Source organism: Rhizobium sp. SYY.PMSO (genome assembly GCF_046840415.1).
Lineage (GTDB): Bacteria > Pseudomonadota > Alphaproteobacteria > Rhizobiales > Rhizobiaceae > Rhizobium.
In genome coordinates this window covers 475,854-497,818 of the sequence record NZ_CP177349.1, presented here as the reverse complement: position 1 = coordinate 497,818, position 21,965 = coordinate 475,854, and the positions used below count along the sequence as shown (strand labels likewise).

27 protein-coding genes are annotated in these 21,965 nt (G+C 61.4%); 12 read left to right on the top strand and 15 right to left on the bottom strand.

The window, feature by feature from the left end:
- Positions 1–31 precede the first annotated feature (31 nt).
- Positions 32–646, top strand: a complete 615-nt coding sequence (locus ACJJVH_RS02400) for a GNAT family N-acetyltransferase (RefSeq protein WP_112796583.1) — start codon at positions 32–34, stop codon at positions 644–646.
- A complete protein-coding gene (locus tag ACJJVH_RS02395; protein ID WP_412064650.1) occupies positions 643–3,555 on the top strand; it encodes an EAL domain-containing protein in 2,913 nt (970 codons plus the stop codon). The genes ACJJVH_RS02400 and ACJJVH_RS02395 overlap by 4 nt, the downstream gene beginning before the upstream one ends.
- 7 nt (positions 3,556–3,562) lie before the next feature.
- Here ACJJVH_RS02395 and ACJJVH_RS02390 read toward each other — a convergent pair whose 3' ends face one another.
- The 3 genes from ACJJVH_RS02390 to ACJJVH_RS02380 form a co-directional block, all read right to left on the bottom strand.
- Positions 3,563–4,618 (bottom strand): putative zinc-binding metallopeptidase, encoded by a 1,056-nt coding sequence (locus ACJJVH_RS02390; RefSeq protein ID WP_112796579.1) that lies wholly within the window; start codon positions 4,616–4,618, stop codon positions 3,563–3,565.
- Between the two features lie 138 nt (positions 4,619–4,756).
- Positions 4,757–4,948, bottom strand: a complete 192-nt coding sequence (locus ACJJVH_RS02385; protein ID WP_112796577.1) for a CsbD family protein — start codon at positions 4,946–4,948, stop codon at positions 4,757–4,759.
- A 95-nt stretch (positions 4,949–5,043) separates the two neighbouring features.
- Positions 5,044–5,649, bottom strand: coding sequence for a YqgE/AlgH family protein (locus ACJJVH_RS02380; RefSeq protein ID WP_112796575.1), 606 nt, complete (start codon positions 5,647–5,649; stop codon positions 5,044–5,046).
- 185 nt (positions 5,650–5,834) lie between these two features.
- Between ACJJVH_RS02380 and ACJJVH_RS02375 the strand changes: the two genes are divergently transcribed.
- The 6 genes from ACJJVH_RS02375 (at position 5,835) to ACJJVH_RS02350 (ending at position 10,053) form a co-directional block, all read left to right on the top strand.
- Positions 5,835–6,617, top strand: coding sequence for a protein-disulfide reductase DsbD domain-containing protein (locus tag ACJJVH_RS02375; RefSeq protein ID WP_412064649.1), 783 nt, complete (start codon positions 5,835–5,837; stop codon positions 6,615–6,617).
- 82 nt (positions 6,618–6,699) lie between these two features.
- The gene (locus tag ACJJVH_RS02370; RefSeq protein WP_412064648.1) at positions 6,700–7,185 is read left to right on the top strand and encodes a peroxiredoxin; all 486 of its coding nucleotides are present in this window, start codon (positions 6,700–6,702) and stop codon (positions 7,183–7,185) included.
- A gap of 166 nt (positions 7,186–7,351) precedes the next feature.
- Entirely contained in the window at positions 7,352–7,480 is a 129-nt protein-coding gene (locus ACJJVH_RS02365; protein ID WP_280949796.1) for a hypothetical protein, read from the top strand.
- Positions 7,477–8,262 (top strand): ABC transporter ATP-binding protein, encoded by a 786-nt coding sequence (locus tag ACJJVH_RS02360; protein WP_112796571.1) that lies wholly within the window; start codon positions 7,477–7,479, stop codon positions 8,260–8,262. Before ACJJVH_RS02365 ends, ACJJVH_RS02360 begins: the two co-directional genes overlap by 4 nt.
- On the top strand, positions 8,259–9,131 hold the full coding sequence (locus tag ACJJVH_RS02355) for a metal ABC transporter permease (RefSeq protein ID WP_112796570.1): 873 nt from the start codon (positions 8,259–8,261) through the stop codon (positions 9,129–9,131). Before ACJJVH_RS02360 ends, ACJJVH_RS02355 begins: the two co-directional genes overlap by 4 nt.
- 19 nt (positions 9,132–9,150) lie before the next feature.
- Positions 9,151–10,053 (top strand): metal ABC transporter solute-binding protein, Zn/Mn family, encoded by a 903-nt coding sequence (locus ACJJVH_RS02350; protein WP_412064647.1) that lies wholly within the window; start codon positions 9,151–9,153, stop codon positions 10,051–10,053.
- Positions 10,054–10,120: 67 nt separating this feature from the next.
- Here the strand turns inward: ACJJVH_RS02350 and ACJJVH_RS02345 are convergent, their stop codons facing one another.
- Positions 10,121–10,429 (bottom strand): Dabb family protein, encoded by a 309-nt coding sequence (locus ACJJVH_RS02345; protein ID WP_112797333.1) that lies wholly within the window; start codon positions 10,427–10,429, stop codon positions 10,121–10,123.
- 230 nt (positions 10,430–10,659) lie between these two features.
- On the opposite strand from ACJJVH_RS02345, the gene ACJJVH_RS02340 reads away from it, so the two are divergent.
- The 3 genes from ACJJVH_RS02340 to ACJJVH_RS02330 all read left to right on the top strand — a co-directional run bounded on the left by ACJJVH_RS02340 (position 10,660) and on the right by ACJJVH_RS02330 (position 11,676).
- Positions 10,660–10,983, top strand: coding sequence for a metalloregulator ArsR/SmtB family transcription factor (locus ACJJVH_RS02340; RefSeq protein ID WP_112796568.1), 324 nt, complete (start codon positions 10,660–10,662; stop codon positions 10,981–10,983).
- On the top strand, positions 10,980–11,390 hold the full coding sequence (locus ACJJVH_RS02335; protein ID WP_112796566.1) for an SRPBCC family protein: 411 nt from the start codon (positions 10,980–10,982) through the stop codon (positions 11,388–11,390). The genes ACJJVH_RS02340 and ACJJVH_RS02335 overlap by 4 nt, the downstream gene beginning before the upstream one ends.
- A gap of 64 nt (positions 11,391–11,454) precedes the next feature.
- Positions 11,455–11,676 (top strand): hypothetical protein, encoded by a 222-nt coding sequence (locus ACJJVH_RS02330; protein WP_112796565.1) that lies wholly within the window; start codon positions 11,455–11,457, stop codon positions 11,674–11,676.
- 86 nt (positions 11,677–11,762) lie between these two features.
- Here the strand turns inward: ACJJVH_RS02330 and ACJJVH_RS02325 are convergent, their stop codons facing one another.
- The 6 genes from ACJJVH_RS02325 to ACJJVH_RS02300 all read right to left on the bottom strand — a co-directional run bounded on the left by ACJJVH_RS02325 (position 11,763) and on the right by ACJJVH_RS02300 (position 16,626).
- Positions 11,763–12,470 carry an NAD-dependent epimerase/dehydratase family protein gene (locus tag ACJJVH_RS02325; RefSeq protein ID WP_412064646.1) on the bottom strand — a complete coding sequence of 236 codons (708 nt, stop codon included), beginning with the start codon at positions 12,468–12,470 and terminating at the stop codon, positions 11,763–11,765.
- Between the two features lie 237 nt (positions 12,471–12,707).
- Positions 12,708–13,148, bottom strand: a complete 441-nt coding sequence (rnhA, locus tag ACJJVH_RS02320) for a ribonuclease HI (RefSeq protein WP_112796561.1) — start codon at positions 13,146–13,148, stop codon at positions 12,708–12,710.
- Positions 13,145–14,110, bottom strand: coding sequence for a homoserine kinase (locus ACJJVH_RS02315; protein WP_112796559.1), 966 nt, complete (start codon positions 14,108–14,110; stop codon positions 13,145–13,147). Before ACJJVH_RS02315 ends, rnhA begins: the two co-directional genes overlap by 4 nt.
- Positions 14,111–14,283: 173 nt before the next feature.
- The gene (gene ispH, locus ACJJVH_RS02310) at positions 14,284–15,291 is read right to left on the bottom strand and encodes a 4-hydroxy-3-methylbut-2-enyl diphosphate reductase (RefSeq protein ID WP_112796557.1); all 1,008 of its coding nucleotides are present in this window, start codon (positions 15,289–15,291) and stop codon (positions 14,284–14,286) included.
- Positions 15,292–15,452: 161 nt separating this feature from the next.
- Entirely contained in the window at positions 15,453–16,214 is a 762-nt protein-coding gene (locus tag ACJJVH_RS02305) for an SURF1 family protein (protein WP_412064645.1), read from the bottom strand.
- Positions 16,207–16,626 carry a DUF983 domain-containing protein gene (locus ACJJVH_RS02300; protein WP_113355986.1) on the bottom strand — a complete coding sequence of 140 codons (420 nt, stop codon included), beginning with the start codon at positions 16,624–16,626 and terminating at the stop codon, positions 16,207–16,209. The genes ACJJVH_RS02305 and ACJJVH_RS02300 overlap by 8 nt, the downstream gene beginning before the upstream one ends.
- Positions 16,627–16,776: 150 nt before the next feature.
- Between ACJJVH_RS02300 and ACJJVH_RS02295 the strand changes: the two genes are divergently transcribed.
- Positions 16,777–17,427, top strand: coding sequence for a phosphotransferase-like protein (locus ACJJVH_RS02295; RefSeq protein WP_113385284.1), 651 nt, complete (start codon positions 16,777–16,779; stop codon positions 17,425–17,427).
- 125 nt (positions 17,428–17,552) lie between these two features.
- Here the strand turns inward: ACJJVH_RS02295 and ACJJVH_RS02290 are convergent, their stop codons facing one another.
- From ACJJVH_RS02290 to ctaD, 5 genes are all read right to left on the bottom strand, one after another.
- Positions 17,553–18,431, bottom strand: coding sequence for a cytochrome c oxidase subunit 3 (locus ACJJVH_RS02290; protein WP_112796551.1), 879 nt, complete (start codon positions 18,429–18,431; stop codon positions 17,553–17,555).
- A gap of 63 nt (positions 18,432–18,494) precedes the next feature.
- Entirely contained in the window at positions 18,495–19,103 is a 609-nt protein-coding gene (locus ACJJVH_RS02285) for a cytochrome c oxidase assembly protein (RefSeq protein WP_113370390.1), read from the bottom strand.
- Positions 19,104–19,112: 9 nt separating this feature from the next.
- Positions 19,113–19,253, bottom strand: coding sequence for a hypothetical protein (locus ACJJVH_RS02280; RefSeq protein ID WP_412065212.1), 141 nt, complete (start codon positions 19,251–19,253; stop codon positions 19,113–19,115).
- On the bottom strand, positions 19,250–20,209 hold the full coding sequence (locus tag ACJJVH_RS02275) for a heme o synthase (RefSeq protein WP_112796547.1): 960 nt from the start codon (positions 20,207–20,209) through the stop codon (positions 19,250–19,252). The genes ACJJVH_RS02280 and ACJJVH_RS02275 overlap by 4 nt, the downstream gene beginning before the upstream one ends.
- 58 nt (positions 20,210–20,267) lie before the next feature.
- Positions 20,268–21,962, bottom strand: a complete 1,695-nt coding sequence (gene ctaD, locus ACJJVH_RS02270) for a cytochrome c oxidase subunit I (RefSeq protein ID WP_112796545.1) — start codon at positions 21,960–21,962, stop codon at positions 20,268–20,270.
- Positions 21,963–21,965: the final 3 nt, after the last annotated feature.

Sequence of the window (21,965 nt, the reverse complement as noted above, 5' to 3'; positions counted from 1 at the left end):
GGGTTCAATTCTCGGGGGAGTGCTTGGCGGCATGCAAAAATCTGTCTTCCGGTTTCTCTCACGTCATCCGGACGCGGTTGAACTCGAAAACGATCAATATTTGCTGCGCCTGCCGCGCTACTCCGATTTCAATCAATGGCACCGGCTCCGGGCCGAAAGCCGCCGCTTTCTCGAACCGTGGGAACCGACCTGGCGGCACGACGAGCTGACCGAGGGCGCCTATCGGGCGCGCATCATCCGCGGCAAGCAGGAATACAGCTCCGGCCAGGCGGTGCCGCTGTTCATTTTCCTCAGGGAAAACAGGACGCTGGTTGGCGGGATCACGATCGGCTATATTCGCCGCGGTGCCGCGCAGAGCTGCATGATCGGATATTGGATGGGCGAGCGCTATTCCGGTCAGGGCCATATGTTCGCCGCACTTCAGTTGGTTATACCCTATATCTTTTCCGGACTTGAGTTGCACCGAATTGAAGCAGCCTGTATTCCGGATAACGAGCGTAGCATGCGGCTTTTGCAAAAAGCCGGTTTCCAGCGGGAAGGTCATTTGCGCGGTTATCTTAAAATCAACGGTCAGTGGCGCGACCATGTGATGTTTTCAAGGCTGGCATCCGACACCAGCCTGAACCGAAACTTCGACCAGCGATGATCGCCGGATTCATGCAGACGAGGCCGATGGCCCGGCAGCTATGCGTTTTGATCGCAGCGCTGGCCGCCGCCCTGATGCTGCTGATCGCCGGCATGGCGCACGCGGCCGAGCCCGTGAAGATCTCGCGCGACGATACCGCCCTCGATCTCACGGCGACGACGGAAATCTACACCAACCAGGGTGAAGCCTTTCAGGTTTCGACCGCCGCCGGTGCCGATGGCATCCGTCGCCGCATCGAGGTTCGCTCTTCCTCGCCCAATCATCAGGGCGATTGGGCGGTGTTCGCGCTCGCCAACGTCTCGGAAGAGCAGCTGGAACGCGTCATCGTCGCCCCGCATTTCCGCCTGGTGAATTCGAAGGTCTTCTGGCCCGATCTCGGTTCGCAGCGTATCGTCGCGATCACGCCGAGCGAAGGTTTCGCGCTCGACCGGCAGCCGAGCGATGAGGCCGATGTCTTCCGCATCACGCTGAACCCCGGCGCCGTCGTCACCTTCGTCGCGGAGCTTTCGTCGCCGAACCTGCCGCAGCTGTACCTTTGGGAACCGAACGCCTACAAGGATACGGTCAACGCCTTCACGCTCTACCGCGGCATCGTGCTCGGCATTGCCGGGCTGCTCGCGGTGTTCCTGACCATCCTTTTCGTGGTCAAGGGCACGTCGATGCTGCCGGCGACGGCCGCGCTCGCCTGGGCCGTGCTCGGTTACATCTGCGTGGATTTCGGCTTCCTCGGCAAGCTCATCAGCATCACCTCCAGCGACCAGCGAATATGGCGCGCCTGTGCGGAAGTGGCGCTCGCGTCGAGTCTGGTGATCTTCCTCTTCACCTATCTCAATCTCAATCGCTGGCATGCGCATCTCGGTTATGTGACGCTTGCCTGGGTTCTCGGCCTTGCTTTGCTCTTTGGCGTCGCGATCTACGATCCGTCGATTGCGGCCGGCATTGCGCGGCTGTCGCTGGCGCTGACCGCAACGGCCGGCCTGCTGCTCATCATCTACCTTGGCTTCAGCCGTTATGACCGCGCCATCCTGCTCGTGCCTGCCTGGGCGCTGATTCTCGTCTGGCTGTTCGGCGGCTGGATGACCGTCATGGGCAAGCTCGACAACGACATCATCCAGCCGGCGCTCGGCGGCGGCCTCGTGCTGATCGTGCTGCTGATCGGCTTCACCGTCATGCAGCATGCTTTTGCCGGCGGCGCGTTCCAGCAGGGGCTATTCTCCGATCTGGAACGGCAATCGCTGGCATTGACCGGCTCCGGCGACACCGTCTGGGACTGGGACGTGGCGCGCGACCGCGTCGTGACGACACCCGATATCTCGATGAGGCTCGGTCTTTCGCCCGGCACCATGCATGGCGCGGCACGCAACTGGCTGCCACGGCTTCACCCCGACGACAGGGATCGCTTCCGCGCGACGCTCGACGTGCTGCTGGAGCATCGGCGCGGCCGGCTGAACCACGAATTCCGCATTCGCGCCGAGGACGGTCATTTCCACTGGCTGTCCATCCGCGCCCGGCCGGTGCTCGGCTCCAATGGCGAAATCATCCGTTGCGTCGGCACCATCGTCGATATCACCGAGCAGAAGAACTCGGTGGAACGGCTGCTGCATGATGCCGTGCACGACAATCTGACCGGGCTGCCGAATCGCCAGGTCTTCCTGGACCGCCTGCAGGCCGTCCTGACGCTGGCTTCCGACGGAAACCAATTGCGGCCGACGGTGATGGTCATCGACATCGATCGCTACAAGCTCGTCAACGATACGCTCGGCTTCGCAGCCGGCGACAATATTCTCATCGCGCTGACCAGGCGCCTTCGCCGCCTGATGAAGCCTCAGGATTCGCTGGCGCGCCTTTCCGGCGACCAATTCGGCCTTATCCTCGTTTCGGAACGCGATCCGGCGAAGGTGGCCGATTTTGCCGATGCGATCAGCAAGGCGATCATGGTGCCGATCAATTTCGCCAATCGCGAGATCATCCTGACGGCATCGGTCGGGCTGACGTCCTGGGTCGACCAGCAGGAGAATGCGGCCGGCATGCTGAGCGACGCCGAGCTGGCGATGTATCGCGCCAAGCGCGCCGGCGGCAATCGCGTCGAGCCCTTCCAGCCGGCCTTCCGCAGCTTCGGCACGGACCGCCTGCAGCTCGAAACCGATCTGCGCCGCGCGGTCGAGCGCAAGGAACTCTCGCTCGTCTATCAGCCGATCGTACGGCTCGAGGATGCGGAAGTCGCGGGCTTCGAGGCGCTGATGCGCTGGGAACATCCCAAGCGCGGCAGCATTCCGCCATCGGAGTTCATTCCGATCGCCGAGGCTTCCGATATCATCGGCCCGCTCGGCATGTTCGCGCTGGAACAGGCGACCAACGACCTGAAGGCATGGCAGCGACAGACCGGCGACCTGCCGCTGTTCGTCTCCATCAACCTTTCCAGCGTACAACTGCTCAACAACGAGCTTTACGACGATATCCGCGCCCTGCTCGCCAAGACCCATTGCGATCCAAGCCGCATCAAGCTGGAGCTGACGGAATCGCAGGTGATGGAGAATCCGGAACAGGCACGCCTCGTACTCGACAAGCTCCGCGACGCCGGCATCGGCCTGGCGCTCGACGATTTCGGCACCGGCTACTCCTCGCTTGCCTATCTTACCCGCTTCCCCTTCGACACGATCAAGCTCGACAAGGCCATGGTCCGCGACGACAGCGACAAGAAAGCGGTCCTGCTACGCTCGGTCATTTCCATGGCGCGCGAACTCAACATGCGCGTCGTTGCCGAGGGAATCGAGTCGGAAGAAGACGCGCTGGAGCTTGCCAAGATCGGCTGCACCTACGGCCAAAGCTTCATCTTCGGCCCGCCGATGGGCTCGGATTCGGTGCTGCGCCTGTTGAAGGAACGCTTTCCGCTGACCAAGCGCGCCTGATGCCTGCTCAGGCGCTGTCGATCAGCTCGCGGATATAATCGAGCTTCGCGACCACCGGCGGCGAGAGGATGAAGGGATAGGAATCCGGTTGTCCCATGCTGCGCTGGATGGAGTTGATCGCCACGCTCAATGGAATCCAGGCGCTGACGAGCTGCTCGGCGCTTTCGGCCTTGTAAGGATTGAAATCCACTTCCGCGGCCATCTCATGATAGCGTTGCGGATCGATCGCCAGACCGAAGGAGCGCGCAGTTTCCAGAGTGTCTACGATGTGCAGGTAATGCGCGAAGCATTCGGCGAAATCCTCCCACGGATGAGAACTCGCATAGGCGCTGATGAAGCTCTCCTGCCAGTTCGGCGGCGGCCCATTATCGTAGTGAGCCTGAAGCGCCGCGCCATAATCGGCGCGCTCATCGCCGAAAACGGCACGGAAAGCGTCGAACTCTCCACGATCGCGAACGAGCTTGTTCCAGATGAAATGGCCGGTCTCGTGACGGAAATGGCCGAGCAAGGTGCGATAGGGCTCGTTCATCGAGGTTCGCGCCTGCTCGCGCGTCGCATCATCCGCTTCGGCGGCGCGAATGGCGATCAGCCCTTCCTCATGGCCGGTCATGGCCGGGACGACGGTGTTGCCTTGCACCTCGTCTTCTAGAAAGTCGAATACCAAGCCGCCCTCGGGATCTTCCGCCCGATCCGGATGCGGCAAGTTCCAGCGCAACAGGGAATAGAACAGATGCCGCTGCGCCTGGCCGATGCGCCGCCAGCGGTCTATTCCTTCCTGGGTGGCGGTGTTCGGCACCAGGCGATTGTGACGGCAGGCGACGCAGTAGGGCTGCGGATCGTCCGCATCGATGAGCCAGTTGCAGATATCGAGCTCCGCATTGGCGCAGAAGCGCACATGCCGCGCCGGTTCGGAAACCAGATGCCAGTTCGCATCACCATCGGCGTCGAGCGCATGGATCGCCATGCGATCCGGAACGAAACCGAGCTGATGGCCGCAACGGACGCATTGCCTGTTGTCGAAATGGACGGGCTGGCCGCAATGATCGCAAGTGAAAAGCCGCATGATCCCCTCGGAAGAAATGGATTGGCCGATCAATAAAGAGCCTGCCACGTTTCCGTAACAGGCTCTTCCTCCCAACATCGCTGCTGCAACATCAATTCGAATGGAGCAGCGACCGTAGATTGCCGAACGGCAAACGGGTTACATCCGGTCGACGGCGCCCTTCACCTTATCCTTGGCCTTGCCAACGGCGGTCTGCACCTTGCCCTTGGCTTCCTGTGCGGCGCCTTTGGCGCGCATTTCCTTGTCGTCGGTCGCCTTGCCGGCCATCTGCTTGGCCTTGCCGGCGATCTCGTTCACCTTACCGGACACCTTGTCGGTCGTGCTGCTCATGTTTTACGCCTCCTTGGCTGGCACGGCAGTATTGCCGTTGCTCTGACAGGAAAACGTCGCACACGCTAGTTCGTTCCAAAATAACGCAAATCGGCTCAGCTGTGACCGGCATGCGGCGACAGCATCGCGGCACTGATACCCATCAAAGCCAGAGCGCGCTCATATTTGTTGTCGAGGCTGCGATCGAAAATCAACTCTTCGTTTGCCGGGCAATTCAGCCAGCCATTGTTGCCGATCTCCGCCTCGAGCTGCCCCGCGCCCCAGCCGGCATAGCCGAGCAGCATCGTCGCACGCTTCGGGCCGCTTCCCTTGGAAATAGCCCGCACGATGTCAAGCGTCGCCGTCAGGCTGATATCGTCGCTGACGGGAATGCTGCTATCGCTGATATAATCGTCGGAATGGAGAACGAAGCCGCGGCCGCTTTCGACGGGGCCGCCGGTCTGGATCGGAAAATCACGCGCCACCTGCGGCAGCACGATGGCATCGTCGTCCTTGATCATATCGAGATGCAGAAGAACATCGGTGAATGTCAGTTTCTGGGCCCGGTTGATAACGAAGCCCATGGCGCCGGCATCCGAATGGGCACAAATGTAAACCACCGTCCGATGGAAATTCCGGTCCTCCATGCCGGGCATGGCGATCAGGAACTGACCGTCGAGAAAACCTCTTTCGCGTCTATTCTTCAGCGTCGATAGGGACATCGTGCCTCCTGACCGCAGTCCACAAGTGCACCGCTTATGAGCAAGATGGGGCAATGTCATAAATCAATCAACTGAAAATGATCATTTCCTTCTCCGGTCCTGCTGGCTCCCGGTGTCCCGATCCGCTAAATCCTTGTTTCATGATTGGAATAAGAACCCTCCCCCGCCTCTCGATACCGTTCGTCATGCTTCTGTCCAGCGCTGCGATGGCCCATGCCGCCATGAGCGACTGGGTGGACAATCAAGGCGGCCGAATGCGGCTGGTGGCGCTGGCGCCGGATGCTGAAGGGCACATACGCGCCGCCTTGCAGATCGAACCCGAACCGGGCTGGATCACCTATTGGCGCGAGCCGGGCCAGGGCGGCATCCCGCCGCAGATAACACCTGCCCCCGGCAGCGGCGTGACGCTGGAAACGACCGGCTATCCGATACCGAAGCCGATCAGCGTCGGCCCCATACAGGAAATCGGCTACGATGCGCCGGTAACATTGCCGCTCGATTTGCGCGTTACCGGAAAAGCCCCGGAAAAACTCGAGCTGAACGCCTTCATCGGTCTTTGCAAGGATATCTGCATCCCGTTCCAGGCCGACCTTTCCGTGCCGCTGCCGGCAGACGAGCAGCCGACATCGCATGAACTGGCCCTGCTGGATGCGGCAAAAGCCCTGCTGCCGGAAGCGCCTTCGTCGGATTTCAGCGTCGAGAGCCACAGCATCTCGGCCGATGCCAGGAGCCTTTCGCTGCGCCTGAAGCTGCCGGACGCGAGCGGAAAGGCGCCCGCAATCTATGTTACGGGGCCATCGGGCTACATCTTCTTTCAGCAGGCAAACGCAAAGCGGGAAGGCCCCACCTTCTCCACGGAGATCGAAATCGGCAAGCTGCCGCAGACTTACGATATCAAAGGCAAGAGCTGGGGCATTCTCGTCGTCGACGGCGACCGCGCCATGGAGACCAGCCTTGCGTTCGAATAGGCCGGCCCTATAGTTTTCCGTAGCGACTTTACACAACAGGCGCCGCAACGGCGTTGCAAATCCACGACCCAAGGAGAGAACCATGTCCATCGCCATTGGCGACAAGCTGCCTGACGCCATCTTCAAGGAAAAGACCGCCGACGGCCCGGTCGAGATCAGCACCGAGCAACTGTTTGCCGGCAAGCGCGTCGTGCTCTTCGCCGTGCCCGGCGCCTTCACGCCCACCTGCTCGCTCAATCACCTGCCGGGCTACCTCGAGAACCGCGACACCATTCTCGCCAAGGGCGTCGACGATATCGCCGTCGTCGCCGTCAACGACTGGCATGTCATGGGCGCTTGGGCACAATCATCGGGCGGCGTGGGCAAGATCCATTTCCTTGCCGATTGGGACGGCTCCTTCACCAAGGCGCTCGGTCTGGACATCGATCTCTCCGCAGGCGGCCTCGGCATTCGTTCGAAGCGTTATTCCATGCTGGTGGAAGACGGTCTCGTGAAGACGCTGAACATCGAGGAAAGCCCCGGTCAGGCAACCGTATCCGGCGCTGCCGCCATGATCGAGCAGCTTTAATTTAAGACGCATTTGAAGATTGAGGGCGCCGCAAGGCGCCCTTTCTCGTTCAGATACCCTTGGACTTCTCCGGGAAGCCGCACAGCTATTGTGCGCCATCGCCTCTTTTTCGCCGCATTTCATCGGCTAGAACACGTAATGTTATTACATAATTGAAAGCCTCCAAATGCCTTTCGACCGTGATCCCTTCGCATCGTCCCTCATGGGGCGCTCGGCCTTGATGCGTCTTGCCTATGTGGCTGTCGGCATCGCGGTGCTTTGGGCGGCCATCGGCTGGGCGGTGGCCCTGGCATGAGCGACCTGATCCGCCTTGAAAATCTCACTGTCACCTACGAGCGCCATCCGGCTGTGCACCATATCTCCGGCAGCTTTGCCGCCGGCAGCCTGACGGCGATTGCCGGGCCGAACGGGGCAGGCAAGTCGACGCTGCTTAAGGCGATCGTCGGCGAATTGCGGCCGGCGGGCGGCTCTATCGACCGAGGAGCGCTGACGCGCGACGATTTCGGCTATCTGCCGCAGGCCGCCGATATCGTCAGGCGCTTTCCGATTTCGGTCGCCGATACGGTGATGCTGGGTGCCTGGAAGAATGCCGGCGCCTTCGGTCAATTCTCCCGCAAGGATATCGAACGGGCGCGCGAGGCGCTTGCGGTCGTCGGGCTTTCCGGCTTCGAGCGGCGGCATATCGGCTCTCTCTCGTCTGGACAGTTCCAGCGCGTTCTCTTTGCGCGGCTGCTGCTGCAGGATGCGCGTGTCATCCTGCTCGACGAACCGTTTACGGCGATCGATCAGCGCACGACACGCGACCTCCTCGATCTCGTGCTGCGATGGAACAGCGAGGGCCGCACCGTTATCGCCGTCCTGCACGATTTCGAGCAGGTGCGCGCCTGCTTTCCCGAAACGCTGCTGCTTGCCCGCGAGCTGGTCAGCTGGGGCAGGACCCAGGATGTCATGAGCCCGGCGAATCTCATCAAGGCGCGCGCCATGGCCGAGCGCTGGGATGACGAGGCCGAGGAATGCCTGCCGGCAGGTGGTGAGGAGAGCGAAAGCGGACTGGTGAAGCGGGAGCCGGCCGAATGACCGTCTATGACCTCTTCCTCGCGCCGTTCGCGGATTACGGTTTCATGCGGCGCGCGCTTGTCGCATGCATCTGCCTCGGCCTAGGTTCCGGCCCGATCGGCGTCTTCCTGATGCTGCGGCGCATGAGCCTGATGGGCGACGCCATGAGCCATGCGGTTCTCCCGGGGGCCGCCATCGGCTATCTCATCGCCGGCTCCCTGTCGCTGACCGCGATGGGGCTTGGCGGCCTCGTCGCCGGCCTTTCGGTGGCGCTGCTTTCCGGCCTCGTCAGCCGCGCCACGGTTCTGCAGGAGGATGCGAGCTTTGCGAGCTTTTATCTCACCTCGCTTGCGCTCGGCGTTCTCATCGTGTCGCTGCGCGGCTCCAACATCGATCTGCTGCATGTGCTCTTCGGCACCATTCTGGCAATCGACGCGCCGGCCCTCTACCAGATCGGCGCCATTACGACGGTGACGCTGCTGGCGCTCGCCATCATCTACCGGCCGCTGGTCATGGAGTGCTTCGATCCCGGCTTCCTGCGCGCCGTCGGCGGGCGCGGTCCGCTTTATCATTTCCTGTTTCTGCTGCTCGTCGTGCTCAACCTCGTCGCCAGCTTCCAGGCGCTCGGCACGCTGATGGCCGTCGGGCTCATGATGCTGCCGGCGGCGGTCGCCCAGCTCTGGTCGCGCAGCCTGCCGGTGATGATGGCAATCGCAACCGGCACGGCGACAGCGGCCGGCTATATCGGCCTGATCGCCTCCTATCATCTCGAGTTCGCCTCCGGCCCGACGATCATCATCACCGCCAGCCTGATCTACGGCTTCTCCATTCTCTTCGCACCGTCGGGCCTTGCCCGGCGGTTCTTTCCCCGTCCCCATCTCCGGGGCTAATCCGAACAAGGAGACTCGCATGCATAAACGAAGACTGCTTCTCTCAGCCGCAGCGACGGCCTTCGTCGCCTTCGGCGTCGTCGCTCCGGCCTCCGCCGAAACGCTCAATGTCGTCGCGTCCTTCACCGTGCTGGCCGATGTCGTCAAGCATGTCGGCGGCAACCATGTGAAAGTGTCGAGCCTCGTCGGCCCGAATGGCGATCCCCATGAATTCGAGCCCTCGCCGGCCGATGCCAAGACGCTGAACGCCGCCAAGGTCGTCTTCGTCAGCGGCGAAGGCCTGGAAGGCTGGATGGACCGGCTGATCACCGCATCGGGCTACAAGGGAACGCCCGTCGTTGCCTCCGAGGGCATTAACACCCGCACCATGGTCGACGACGGCAAGACCATCACCGATCCGCATGTCTGGAACAGCCCGGTCAATGTGAAGATCTGGGTCGCCAATATCGAGAAGGCTCTCTCCGCGGCCGATCCGGCCGATGCCGCCGATTTCAAGGCCAATGCCGAGCGCTACACCAAAGTCCTGACCGAGCTCGATGCCTTTGCGCACAGCAAGTTCGACAAGATTCCCGAAGATCGCCGCAAGGTGCTGACCAGCCACGACGCCTTCGGCTACTTCGGGCGCGAATACAAGGTGAGCTTCCTGTCGCCGCTCGGCGTTTCCACCGAAACGGAAGCCTCGGCCGCCGACGTCGCCAAGCTGATCGAGCAGATCAAGACCGAGCATGTGAGAACCTACTTCTTCGAGAACTCGAACGATCCGCGCCTCGTCAAGCAGGTTGCCAAGGCAACCGGCGCGGAGCCCGGCGGCGAGCTCTATGTCGAGGCTCTCTCCAAGTCCAACGGACCGGCTTCGACATACGAAAAAATGTTCCGTTATAACGTTGAGCAGCTGGCGGCCGCGATGGCGAAATCAAGCTGATCCCGCAACAAGCGCGGTCGCAGCCATTTTCGGCTGCGACCGTGTCAACTCAGATATTCGTGCCAGTTCAGATATTGAAGTCGAAGACCATCAGGCCGGCCAGGCCGCCGTCCGTGGACGAAACGATCCGCTCGCCGACGGCGACGTGATCGGGATGCACCAGATAGGCATCGCGCGCCTCGGCGCTCTCGAACGTGACGACAAAGCCGTCCGCGAAGCCGCCATGCAGTCCCTCAGGCGAGACGTTCGGCCCGAGTTTCATATCGACGATGCCGGGGATGACCTTCTGCAAGGCGGCCACCGACTCGAAGAGAGCTCTCTTCTCGTCCTGTGTCATGGCGGATTTGAGCCGAAGAAAAACGCAATGCAGGATCATGCCTACCTCCCTGTATGTCGCGGCCAGCATAGAGGGAAAGGGCAGCCGGGCAAGACGCTTCGCCACAAGCTTTGCACTTTTGCCGGCATGAGCGCTATCGATGGACCGCTCCTTCCCGCTCGCACAGCCATGGCCTCCCGAACGACATCATCGCCGCGATCGCCTTCCGGCTTGACTCATTCATAGCCAGGCAGCTATACATCTATTCATAGCCGCCGAGGTATGAATAGATGTCGAATGCCCATGACCTGCTTTTCCGAACGCTTGCCGACCCCACGCGCCGGGCCATTTTCGAGCGCCTGTGCCGGGAGGGGGAAAAGACCGTTGCGGCGCTGACGGCCCGGGCCGGCGTTTCGCAGCCCGTCGTCTCGAAGCATCTTGCCGCTCTGAAGCGTGCCGGGCTCGTGCGCGATCGCCCCGAAGGCCGCCAGACGCATTACAGCGCCCAGCTTGAAGCCCTGGCGCCATTGACCGACTGGACGAACCAGATGACCCGGTTCTGGGAGAGCCGGTTCGATGACCTCGAAGACCTACTCAAAAGGATGGACCAATGAACGAAACTTCAGCCGAAATACGTTCCGTCGTTGTCGAACGGGATATCGCCTTTCCGCCGGAAAAGATCTGGCGCGCGCTGACTCAGCCGCATCTGATCGAGGAATGGCTGATGAAGAACGACTTCAAGCCAAGCGTGGATCACCGTTTCAAGCTAAGCGCCGATTGGGGCGCCGTCGACTGCCGGGTTCTGGAAGTCGAGCCGAACAAAACCCTTTCCTACACATGGGATGCCTACGGCCTGGAAAGCATCGTCGTCTGGACGCTTACGCCGACGGGCGCGGGAACCCGCCTGCGCATGGAGCAATCGGGCTTCCGCCCGGATCAACAGCAGGCCTATATCGGCGCCCAACACGGCTGGCAGAAATTCTTCGGAAATCTGGAGCAGGTTTTGGCGCGCGCGGATTGAAAGCCGGCGGGCCGTATCCGTGCGGCGAACAAGGGCGGCCAGACCCGCTGCAAGAGGAGACAAGATGAGTTTGACCAAATCCATTCGACAAGCCCACCGTTGGCTTTCCATCATCTTCACGGTGGCGGTCATCGCCAACTTCGTCGCCATGGGAATCGGAACGCCGCCTTCCTGGGTAGTCTACTCGCCGCTGCCGCCGCTCTTCCTGCTGCTGTTCAGCGGCCTCTACATGTTCGCATTGCCATATACCGCAGCAAGGCGCAGCACGCAGAATATCGGCCGGTAGAAAACCGGCCTTGGGGCGGCGGTCATGTTTCGAAAGCGGGGGCATGGCCGCCGCCCCATTCATGCCCCGGCGCGACCGGCGATCGGCTATTCGCCGTTCCGTTCGAGCGGACGCCATCCCAGTATCGATTTCGCCTTGGCGTTCGAAACCGGCCCGCCATCCTCGACCACATTGAAGATGCCGATCGCGGCGGTCTGCACCGCGAGCAGGGTGGCGCTTGCCGCATCGTCCACATGCAGGCTTGTGGAGCCGGCCGGCGCGTCGCAACCGGTTCCCGGTCCATAGAGCAGACCATACCGCAATACCGTACCGGCAATGCCGGGGGCCGAAAGAGTGAGGGACTCGAGCGTCCGTATCGCCGTTGCACCCTCCTGAAGCGGCGTGTCTTCGGTGATCGGGCCGTCACCGGCTTGATAGGACCAGGCAATGCTTTGCGATATCATTCGCCCGGCGCAGGCAGCGACGGCGGCATCGACCAGATTCTTCGTTCCGATTTCACGAATGCGGGCATTGCGGATACGCCCCTCCTCCATCTGCGCCGGATCGAGCCCGAAAGGCAGATCCGTCAGCTGATGGATGACGATATCCGGCTTTGCTCGCAGCAACGCCGCCGCCAGAGCCTTCGCGTCGAAGACATCGACGACGACGGGCGTCGCACCGAGGGCGCGCAGACTATCCTGCCGCTCCGGCCGGCGGGTGGTCCCGTGGACGGCAAAACCCGCTCCGATCAGCAAGGGAACAAGCTTGCGTCCGATTGCGCCGGTCGCGCCAGCAAGAAAAATGGTCTCGGGCATTCGATGCTCCCTTGAATATCTGCATCCCCGTTGTTCCATGCTTTCTTCCTATGGCCTTGGCCCGGAAAACAGATGCAAGAATCGTGGTTATGCCAAGGTGAGTCTTACGGCTCACGCTCCGCCGCTATGCAGGCATACCCGAGACGCCCAGCAAGTGAGGCGACCATTATGTTTGCCGCAAATGGTGCCACAGCCGAGCAGCAGGCCGTCGGCCCACCCTCAATCCATGACGGAGCGCTATTTCCGCTTGAAGGGCTCCATGCCCTTGCGTGCCAGTTCGTCCGCCCTCTCGTTCTCCGGATGTCCGGCGTGACCCTTGATCCAATGCAGCGTCACCTTGTGGCGATTATAGGCTTCATCCAGCGCCTGCCACAGCTCGGCATTCTTCACCGGTTTCTTGTCCGCGGTCTTCCAGCCGTTCTTCTTCCAGCCGAAAATCCACTTGGTGATGCCGTCCTTGACGTAGACGCTGTCGGTGTAAAGGTCGACTTCGCACGGGCTCTTCAGGGCTGACAGAGCCGAGATCGCCGCCATCAGCTCCATGCGGTTGTTGGTCGTATCCGCTTCGCCGCCGGAGAGTTCCTTTTCCACCTCGCCGTAGCGAAGCACTGCGCCCCAGCCGCCGGGGCCGGGATTGCCCGAGCAGGCGCCATCCGTGAAAATATCGACGTGCTTCATGCCTGCAGCCCGTATTCGGCGGCGGAGGCGATCTGGCGGTGGAAGCGCAGCTTGCGCAGATATTCGATCGGGTCCTTCTTGGTGACGAGAGCGCCGGCCGGCGTCGTCAGCCAGTCATAGAGCCGCGTCAGGAAGAAGCGCAGCGCCGAGCCGCGCGCAAGCGTCGGCAAGGCGGCGATTTCGGCAGCGCTCAGCGGCCTGACGCTCTGATAGCCCTCCAGCAGCGCCATGCCCTTGGTGATGTTGTAGGCGTGATCCTTCTCGAAGCACCAGGCATTGAGGCAGATCGAGACGTCGTAGGCGAGCTGGTCGTTGCAGGCGAAATAGAAATCGATCAAGCCGGACAGCGTGTCGCCGAGAAAGAAGACATTGTCCGGGAAAAGATCGGCATGGATGACGCCTTCGGGCAGATCCCTCGGCCAATGCTGACCGAGGAAATCGAGCTCGCCGCGAATCTCGCCCTGCAGACCGGCTTCAACCTCATCGGCGCGCTCCTCGGACTTTTCCCAAAGCGCCTGCCAGCCCTCAAGCGACAGCGCGTTCGGGCGGCGGATTTCAAAACCTTCGCCGGCGAGATGCATCGCGGCCAACGCCTTGCCGACTTCGCGGCAATGATGCGCTTCGGGCTTGCGCAACCACATGCCCTCAAGGAAGGAGATGAGGGCAGCGGGGCGGCCGGAGAGATGACCGAGCAAGACGCCGTCGCGGCGCGGGAGAGGCAGCGGACATGACAGGCCGCGGCTTGCCAGATGCTGCATCAACCCCAGAAAGAACGGCAGATCACCCTTGTCGACGCGCTTTTCGTAGAGCGTCAGGATCAGCGGATCACGGCTCGTATGCAGCAGAAAGTTCGAGTTCTCGACGCCCTCGGCAATGCCCTTGTAGGAGAGCAGCTCGCCGACATCATATTCCGTCAGGAACCATTTCAAATCGTCTTCGGTAATATCGGTATAAACGGCCACGAATTATTCCCTTGATATGCTGACTACCGTAGCCATCCGCCCTCGTGGTTCGAGACGGCCTTAAGGCCTCCCCACCATGAGGGCCACTCCCTCGGCGCACGGCTGCAAGACTCTCATCCTGAGGTGCTTTGCCGATGCGGCGGCAATGCATCGAAGGGCGAGGTGGCCGTTCCTCAATCGCCGTTGACGAAAGCCATGTCTGCTGTCGTCAGCTCTATACTGCGAAGCTCGCGGTTGACGAGGAAATTCTCGGTTTCCTTCACAGTTTCAGCGAGTTCCACCACGGCATTGTAGCGGGTGCGGAACGCTTCGATGATCTCGTTGACGATGACTTCCGGCGCAGACGCACCAGCCGAGAGGCCGACCGTCCTGATATCGCCGATATTGTTCCAATCGATCTCGGAGGCCCGCTGGACGAGGACGGATTTCTTCGCCCCTGCCCTGAGCGCCACTTCGACGAGACGCTTGGAATTGGAGGAGTTCGGCGCGCCGACGACGATGAAGAGATCGCAGCCCGGAGCCGCCTCCTTCACCACTTCCTGCCGGTTGGTTGTGGCGTAGCAGATCGAGTCTGCCGCAGGCGCCGTGAGATTGGGGAAGCGCTCCTGCAGCCGCGCGATGACGCCGGCGGTGTCGTCGACCGAGAGCGTCGTCTGCGTGACGAAGCCGAGATTGTCAGGATCGACGGGTTCGTAAACATCGGCATCCTCCACCGTCTCGATCAACGAAACAGCGCCTTCGGGCAGCTGCCCCATGGTGCCGATCACCTCCGGGTGGCCGGCATGGCCGATCAGCACGACATGGCGGCCGAGACGGTTGTGACGCATGGCCTGCTTGTGCACCTTGGAAACCAGCGGACAGGTCGCATCGAGATAGAAGAGATTGCGCGCATCGGCATCCGCCGGCACGGATTTCGGCACGCCATGCGCCGAAAAAACGACCGGCTGGGCGCGATGTTCGGCGGGGATTTCGTCCAGTTCCTCGACGAAGATGGCGCCCTTGGCCTCCAGCCCTTCGACGACATAGCGATTGTGCACGATTTCGTGGCGGACATAGACCGGCGCGCCATAGGCCTTCAGCGCCAGAACGACGATCTGGATGGCGCGGTCGACGCCGGCGCAGAAGCCGCGCGGCCCGCAAAGCCGGATGGTCAGGTCGGGTTTGGAAACGGCTATGTTCATATCTCTTCCGAAATGCGCGACGATGGCTCAGTCATAGATAGGGATGCCTTGCCGCCTAGTCCATTTAGCCCGCGTGATCTTATCCGAAAACCACTGCGCACTTTCGGGATCATGCTCTAGCCGAATATTCCATCGAAATGAAGCTATTCTATTGCATGTCTCTATTGTGAGGGCGCGTCCGGATGACGCTTGCGCCACCAGGAAATGGCGACGATTGCCGCCAGCGCGATGGCCAATCCATACCAGGTGACGGCATATTGCAGATGATTGTTCGGCAGATCGACGATGGTGACGCCCCCCACCGGCAACCCCTGCGGATTGGGCGTCTTGTCGGCGTCGATGAAGAAAGGCAGCACCTTATCCTTCGGCAGGCCGACGCTGGACGCCATGACATCCAGGTCCTTCCAGAAGAAGATGTTCTTGCCGAGGTCATTGTCCGGCATGCCGTCGGGCCGCTCGGCAAGTTTGGCGCGGGCAAGGCCGGTAACGGTCTGTTCGCCGGTCAGTTCACCCTGCTTGCGCTTTTCGGACTCCTTGGCCTCGGTAGGCACGAAGCCTCTGTTGACGAAGACGAAGCGGCCATCGTCCAGCTGCAGCGGCGTGTAGATGTGATAGCCGGGATCGCCGTCATAGGTAGCGAGGAAATCCCGCTCCTTGTCGTTCAGGTAATGGCCGGTTGCGGTGACGACACGATATTCGATATCGCCGCCGGATGCCGCCATGGCCTCGATCGCCGACAAGGGCACGGCGGGCGCATCCGTGCGCGCGGCGATATCGGCCAGCAGGCCTTCCTTCCATTGCAGCCGCTCGACCTGCCAGGTGCCGAGCCCGATCAGGATGAGGAATGCGACAAGCAGAAGGAGCGCCTTGGCGATCTGCCAAAGAGGGTTGGCGCGACGGACGGCCGCTGCCTGCTCAGTCACGACTCACTCGCCCTTCGCTGGCATTGTTGCGATATTGCAGGGCGATCAGGATGCCCTTGCACCATCGCAGGGACAGAAGCGAGAGGATGATGGTCAGCGGCGCGAACAGCACGATATAGACCCAGATCGGCGGCGCATAGTTGATCTGCATCCACAGGACCGAGCCGATGATGATGAAGCCGACGATCAGGATGACGAAGACGGCCGGACCGTCGCCGGCATCGGCAAAGGCGTAGTCGAGGCCGCAGGCGGCGCAGCGTGGCTTCAGCGACAATAATCCGCTGAAGAGCTTGCCTTGACCGCAACGCGGACAACATCCCTGAATGCCGACCTTGAACGGATCGACGGGCGCGAAGTGAGCGCTGTCGGTGTGGGCTGCGCCATCCGGCGTCTTGTCTTGTTCTGCGTTCAACGTTCTGTCTCGATCAGCCTGCCATTGCGGGCGGATGTACAGATCCCGCCCCGGTTATTATCAGTAGCCGCGATGTGCACATCCGTTCAATCGAAAAAGACCGGATGCCCTCGCCATAAGCCCGGAAAGCATGCGAAAAGGACCGAATTCATGACATGCAGCGACGGAACGCCACCCGGCCACATCATCATTCTGAACGGCGCGCCGCGATCCGGAAAGAGCAGCATCGTCGAGGTGATTCAGGCTGATTTCGACGGCGTATGGCTCAATCTCGGTGTCGACGCCCATGTGCGACACATCATGCCCGCGCGCTATCGGCCGGGCATCGGCCTCAGGCCCGGCGGAGAGCGGCCCGACATCGAGCCGCTGGTTCCGCGCCTTTATGCCGCACTCTATGCCTCGATTGCCGAACACAGTCGCAGGGGGCTGAATGTCGTCGCGGAATTCGGGCATCACGACGCCTATTCCCGCCCGCTCGGCATTCTCGCCGATTGCGCCCGGCTGCTGACGGGGTTGCCGGCCCTGCTCGTCGGCGTGCGCTGCCCGCTCGATGTCGTGATGCGGCGCCGGCTGGCGGAAGGGCCGGAAAGACGGCGCGATTATGTGGCGATTGCGGCCGGCGCACCCATTCCCGCGCCGGTCGTCGCCTGGCAGGAGCATGTGCACCGGCCCGGCATCTACGACCTGGAGGTCGACACCTCGACGAACAGCCCCGAGGCCTGTGCCGAGGAAATCCGGCAGCTGCTCTCTCGCCCCATGGTTCATCCGACCGCATTCGAGAGGCTTGCATCGACAGGCTGACGCCTTTGCTTTTACGCAATTCCGAACGGAAAACCGCGACGCGCTTTTCCGAATTTCTCCAGGCACCCAAAAGCGGAAGGCGGACGCCGGGCGCCCGCCTTCCGTTATCGAAAGATCGAGACCGGTCAGCCGGCCGCGACCGGAGCACCCCAGCTGCCCCAGATGTAGATGCAGAAGAACAGGAACAGCCAGACGACGTCGACGAAGTGCCAGTACCAGGCGGCGGCCTCGAAGCCGAAATGCTGTTTCGGCGTGAAATCGCCCCGGATGGCACGAACCAGGCAGACCAGCAGGAAGATGGTGCCGATCAGAACATGGAAGCCATGGAAGCCGGTCGCCATGAAGAAGGTCGCCCCGTAGATCGAATTCTTGAACTCGAACGGCGCATGCGCATATTCATAAGCCTGCACGCAGGAGAACAATGCGCCGAGCAGGACCGTCAGCGTCAGCCCCTGAATCAGGCCCTTGCGGTCGCCATGCAGCAGCGCATGGTGCGCCCAGGTGACTGTGGTGCCCGACAACAGCAGGATGATGGTGTTGTAGATCGGCAGGTGCCAGGGGTCGAGCACCTCGACGCCCTTCGGCGGGAATTGACCGCCGAGGAAGGCGGTGCGCGATGCCTGGATCGCCTCGTTCGGAAACAGGCTGACGTCGAAATAGGCCCAGAACCACGCGACGAAGAACATCACCTCCGAGGCGATGAACATGATCATTCCGTAGCGCAGATGCAGCGAGACGACGCGGGTATGCGCGCCCTCATGCGCTTCCTTGATCGTGTCAGCCCACCAGCCGTACATGACGTAGAGGATTACGGCGAGGCCGATGAAGAACAGCCAGGGCTGTGCGAAATTGATCCCCAAAAGATGCAGCGCGCCGCCGTTCAGGTAGCGCATGAAGCAGACACCGCCGAAGGTGATCACGAAAGCCCCGAAGGCCGCGGTAATCGGCCAGGGGCTGGGATCGATAATGTGATAATCGTGTTTTCTCTGATGCACTTCGGCCATATCAGCAATCCCCGAATAACTTTTTCCCATATTGCTTCCGGTCAAACCGAAAAGCACTCTCCATCAAAGCTTCTTTTCCGCCGGCGTCACAGTGCCGTCATTGGATGCCACGGGCTTTGCGCCTTCCCGCGGGTAGTATGTGTAGGACAGTGTCAGCGCGTTGATCGTTTTGGTTTCCACCGCCTTGGTGATCTCAGGATCGACGTAGAAGACCACCGACATCTCGCGCTTTTCCCGTGGCGCGAGATCCGTTTCATTGAAGCAGAAGCACTGTACCTTGTTGAAATAGACCCCCGCTTCGAGCGGCGTGACGTTAAACATCGCCTGGCCGCGCTCCATCTTGTCCGACTTGTTCTCGATCATGAACTTGACCTCGACAGTCTCGCCGATCTTCGGGCTCACCGTTTTCTGCAGCGGCTTGAAATCCCACGGCAGGCCGGGCGCGACATTGGCGTCGAAGGAAACCTGGATCGACTTGTCGAGGATGACATTGGACACCTGATCGACGCGCTGCGTCGTACCGTTGAAGCCCGTGACTTGGCAGAAGAGCCGATAAAGCGGCACGGCAGCGGCGCACATGGCGCTCATGCCGATGACGAAGCTCAGGCACATGGCAACGACCAGCCCGTTGTTACGGCTGCCGCTTTTCGTGCTTTTCGTTACCTCCCCCATCACGCCTCCTCAAACGTGTCCTGAGCCGACCTTGATGATGGTGATCGCGTAGAACAGGATCACCAGACCGGCAAGCACCAGGCCGAGCGCTATGTTGCGCCCTCGCCGCGATTTCTTCTGCGCATCCGTCAGCTTGACAAGCTCGATCATAGCCAGCCTCCGGCGCCGCCCGACATCAGCACGGCAACGAGCCGGTCGATCAGCAGCGCGGAAAAGATCGCAAAGAGGTAGAAGATGGAAAAGCCGAAGAGCTTCTTTGCCGGCACCATCTTGATATCGCCATCGGCCATGCGCCAGACGGCGATGGAACAGTGCACGAAGATCGCGCCGAGCACGGCGGCGACGACGCCATAGCCAAAGCTGGCAAAGCCCATGATGGCCGGCACGACACCGATGATGGCCGTCAGCACGGCATAGACGACAATCTGATTCTTGGTCGTCGGGATGCCGGCCACATTCGGCAGCATCGGCACATCGACGGCCTCGTAGTCCCCCATCTTGAACAGCGCCAGCGCCCAGAAATGCGCCGGGGTCCACAGGAAGATGATGAGAAAGAGCACGATGCTCTCGATCGTCACGCTGCCGGTTACGCAAGCCCAGCCGATCATCGGCGGAAAAGCACCCGCGGCGCCGCCGATCACGATGTTCTGCGGCGTCGAACGCTTCAGCCACATCGTGTAGATGACGGCGTAAAAGAAAATGGTGAAGGCGAGAATGCCGGCGGAAAGCCAGTTGACCGCCAGCCCGAGGATCGTCACCGAAAAGCCCGACAGCACCAGGCCGAAGGCCAGCGCTTCCGACGGATTGATGCGGCCCGACGGGATCGGCCGGCGCGCGGTGCGGCTCATCACCGCATCGATATCGGCGTCATACCACATGTTCAGAGCGCCGGACGCACCGGCACCCACGGCAATGCAGAGGATGGCGATGAAGCCGAGAACCGGATTGATGTGGCCGGGGGCCAGCACCAGACCGGTGAAGGCGGTGAAGACGACCAGCGACATGACACGCGGCTTCAGCAGCTCGAAATAATCGCGCGCACCCGCTTCCGACAGGCCGGTTTCGCCTTGCTTTGCGAGCGCTTCGTGATTGTCGATGACCGTCATTCTCTCTTCCAATTATCAGTTGAGACGGACGCCGTTTATCACGGCGTCCGGAAACAGGCTACTTGATGCGCGGCAGCTCTTCCCACTGGTGGTGGGGCGGCGGCGACGAAAGCTGCCACTCGAGCGTGGTTGCGCCCTCGCCCCAGGGATTGTCGCCTGCGACGCGCTTCTTCGAGAAAGCATCTATAACGCCCCAGAAGAAGAAGCAAAGGCCCACGGCTGCGACATAGGAGCCGACGGAGGAGACGAAATTCCAGCCGGCATAGGCGTCCGGATAGTCGATGTAGCGGCGCGGCATGCCCGCACGACCCAGGAAGTGCTGCGGGAAGAACACCATGTTCACGCCGATGAAGGTGATCCAGAAGTGCCAGTTGCCGATGCGCTCGTTGTACATATAGCCCGTCATCTTCGGGAACCAGTAGTACCAGGCGGCGAAGATGGCGAAGACGGCGCCGAGCGACAGAACGTAGTGGAAGTGGGCCACCACGTAGTAGGTCGCATGCAGTTCGCGGTCGAGGCCGGCATTGGCGAGCTGGACGCCGGTGACGCCGCCGAGCGTGAACAGGAAGATGAAGCCGAGCGCCCAGATCATCGGCGTGCGGAACTGGATGGAACCGCCCCACATCGTCGCGATCCACGAGAAGACCTTGACGCCTGTCGGGACGGCGATGACCATCGTCGCGAAGACGAAGTAGCGCTGCGTGTCGAGCGAAAGGCCGGTCACATACATGTGGTGGGCCCAGACGACGAAGCCGACGGCGCCGATCGCGACCATGGCATAAGCCATGCCGAGATAACCGAAGATCGGCTTGCGCGAGAAGGTCGAGATGATATGGCTGATCATGCCGAAACCGGGCAGGATCAGGATGTAGACTTCCGGATGGCCGAAGAACCAGAACAGGTGCTGGTAGAGCAGCGGATCGCCGCCGCCTTCCGGCGAGAAGAAGGTCGTGCCGAAGTTGCGGTCCGTCAGCAGCATGGTGATGGCGCCGGCCAGAACCGGCAGCGACAGCAACAGCAGGAACGCGGTGATCAGAACCGACCAGGCAAACAGCGGCATCTTGTGCAGCGTCATGCCCGGAGCGCGCATGTTCAGGATCGTGGTGATGAAGTTGATCGCGCCGAGGATCGAGGAAGCGCCTGCGATATGCAGCGCGAAGATGACCAGGTCGATCGCCGGGCCGGGATGGCCGACCGTACTCGACAAGGGCGCGTACATGGTCCATCCGCCGCCGGCGCCATAGGCACCCGCCGGCCCCTCGACGAACATCGAGAGAATGAGCAGCAGGAAGGCCGGGACGAGAAGCCAGAACGAAATATTGTTCAGGCGCGGAAAGGCCATGTCCGGCGCGCCGATCATGATCGGCACCATCCAGTTGGCGAAGCCGCCGATCATCGCCGGCATGACCATGAAGAAGATCATGATCAGCGCGTGGGCGGTGACGAAGACGTTGTACATCTGCTTGCCGCCGTCGATGGAGGCATCGCCGGAGTAGCCGTAAACCATGGACGCCAGACCGCTGAAGATCTGGATGCCGGGTTCCTGCAATTCCATGCGAATCGCGACCGACAGGAGGAAGCCGATGACGCCCGCGAAGATCGCGAAGATCAGGTAGAGCGTGCCGATGTCCTTGTGATTCGTCGAGAAAAGCCAACGCTCGGCGAAGGTCGTCTTGTGTGCGTGATGATCGTCATGCGCGTGGGCGTCGTGAAGATCGTGCGAGTGATCGTCGTGTGCCGTGGATCCAGCCATTGT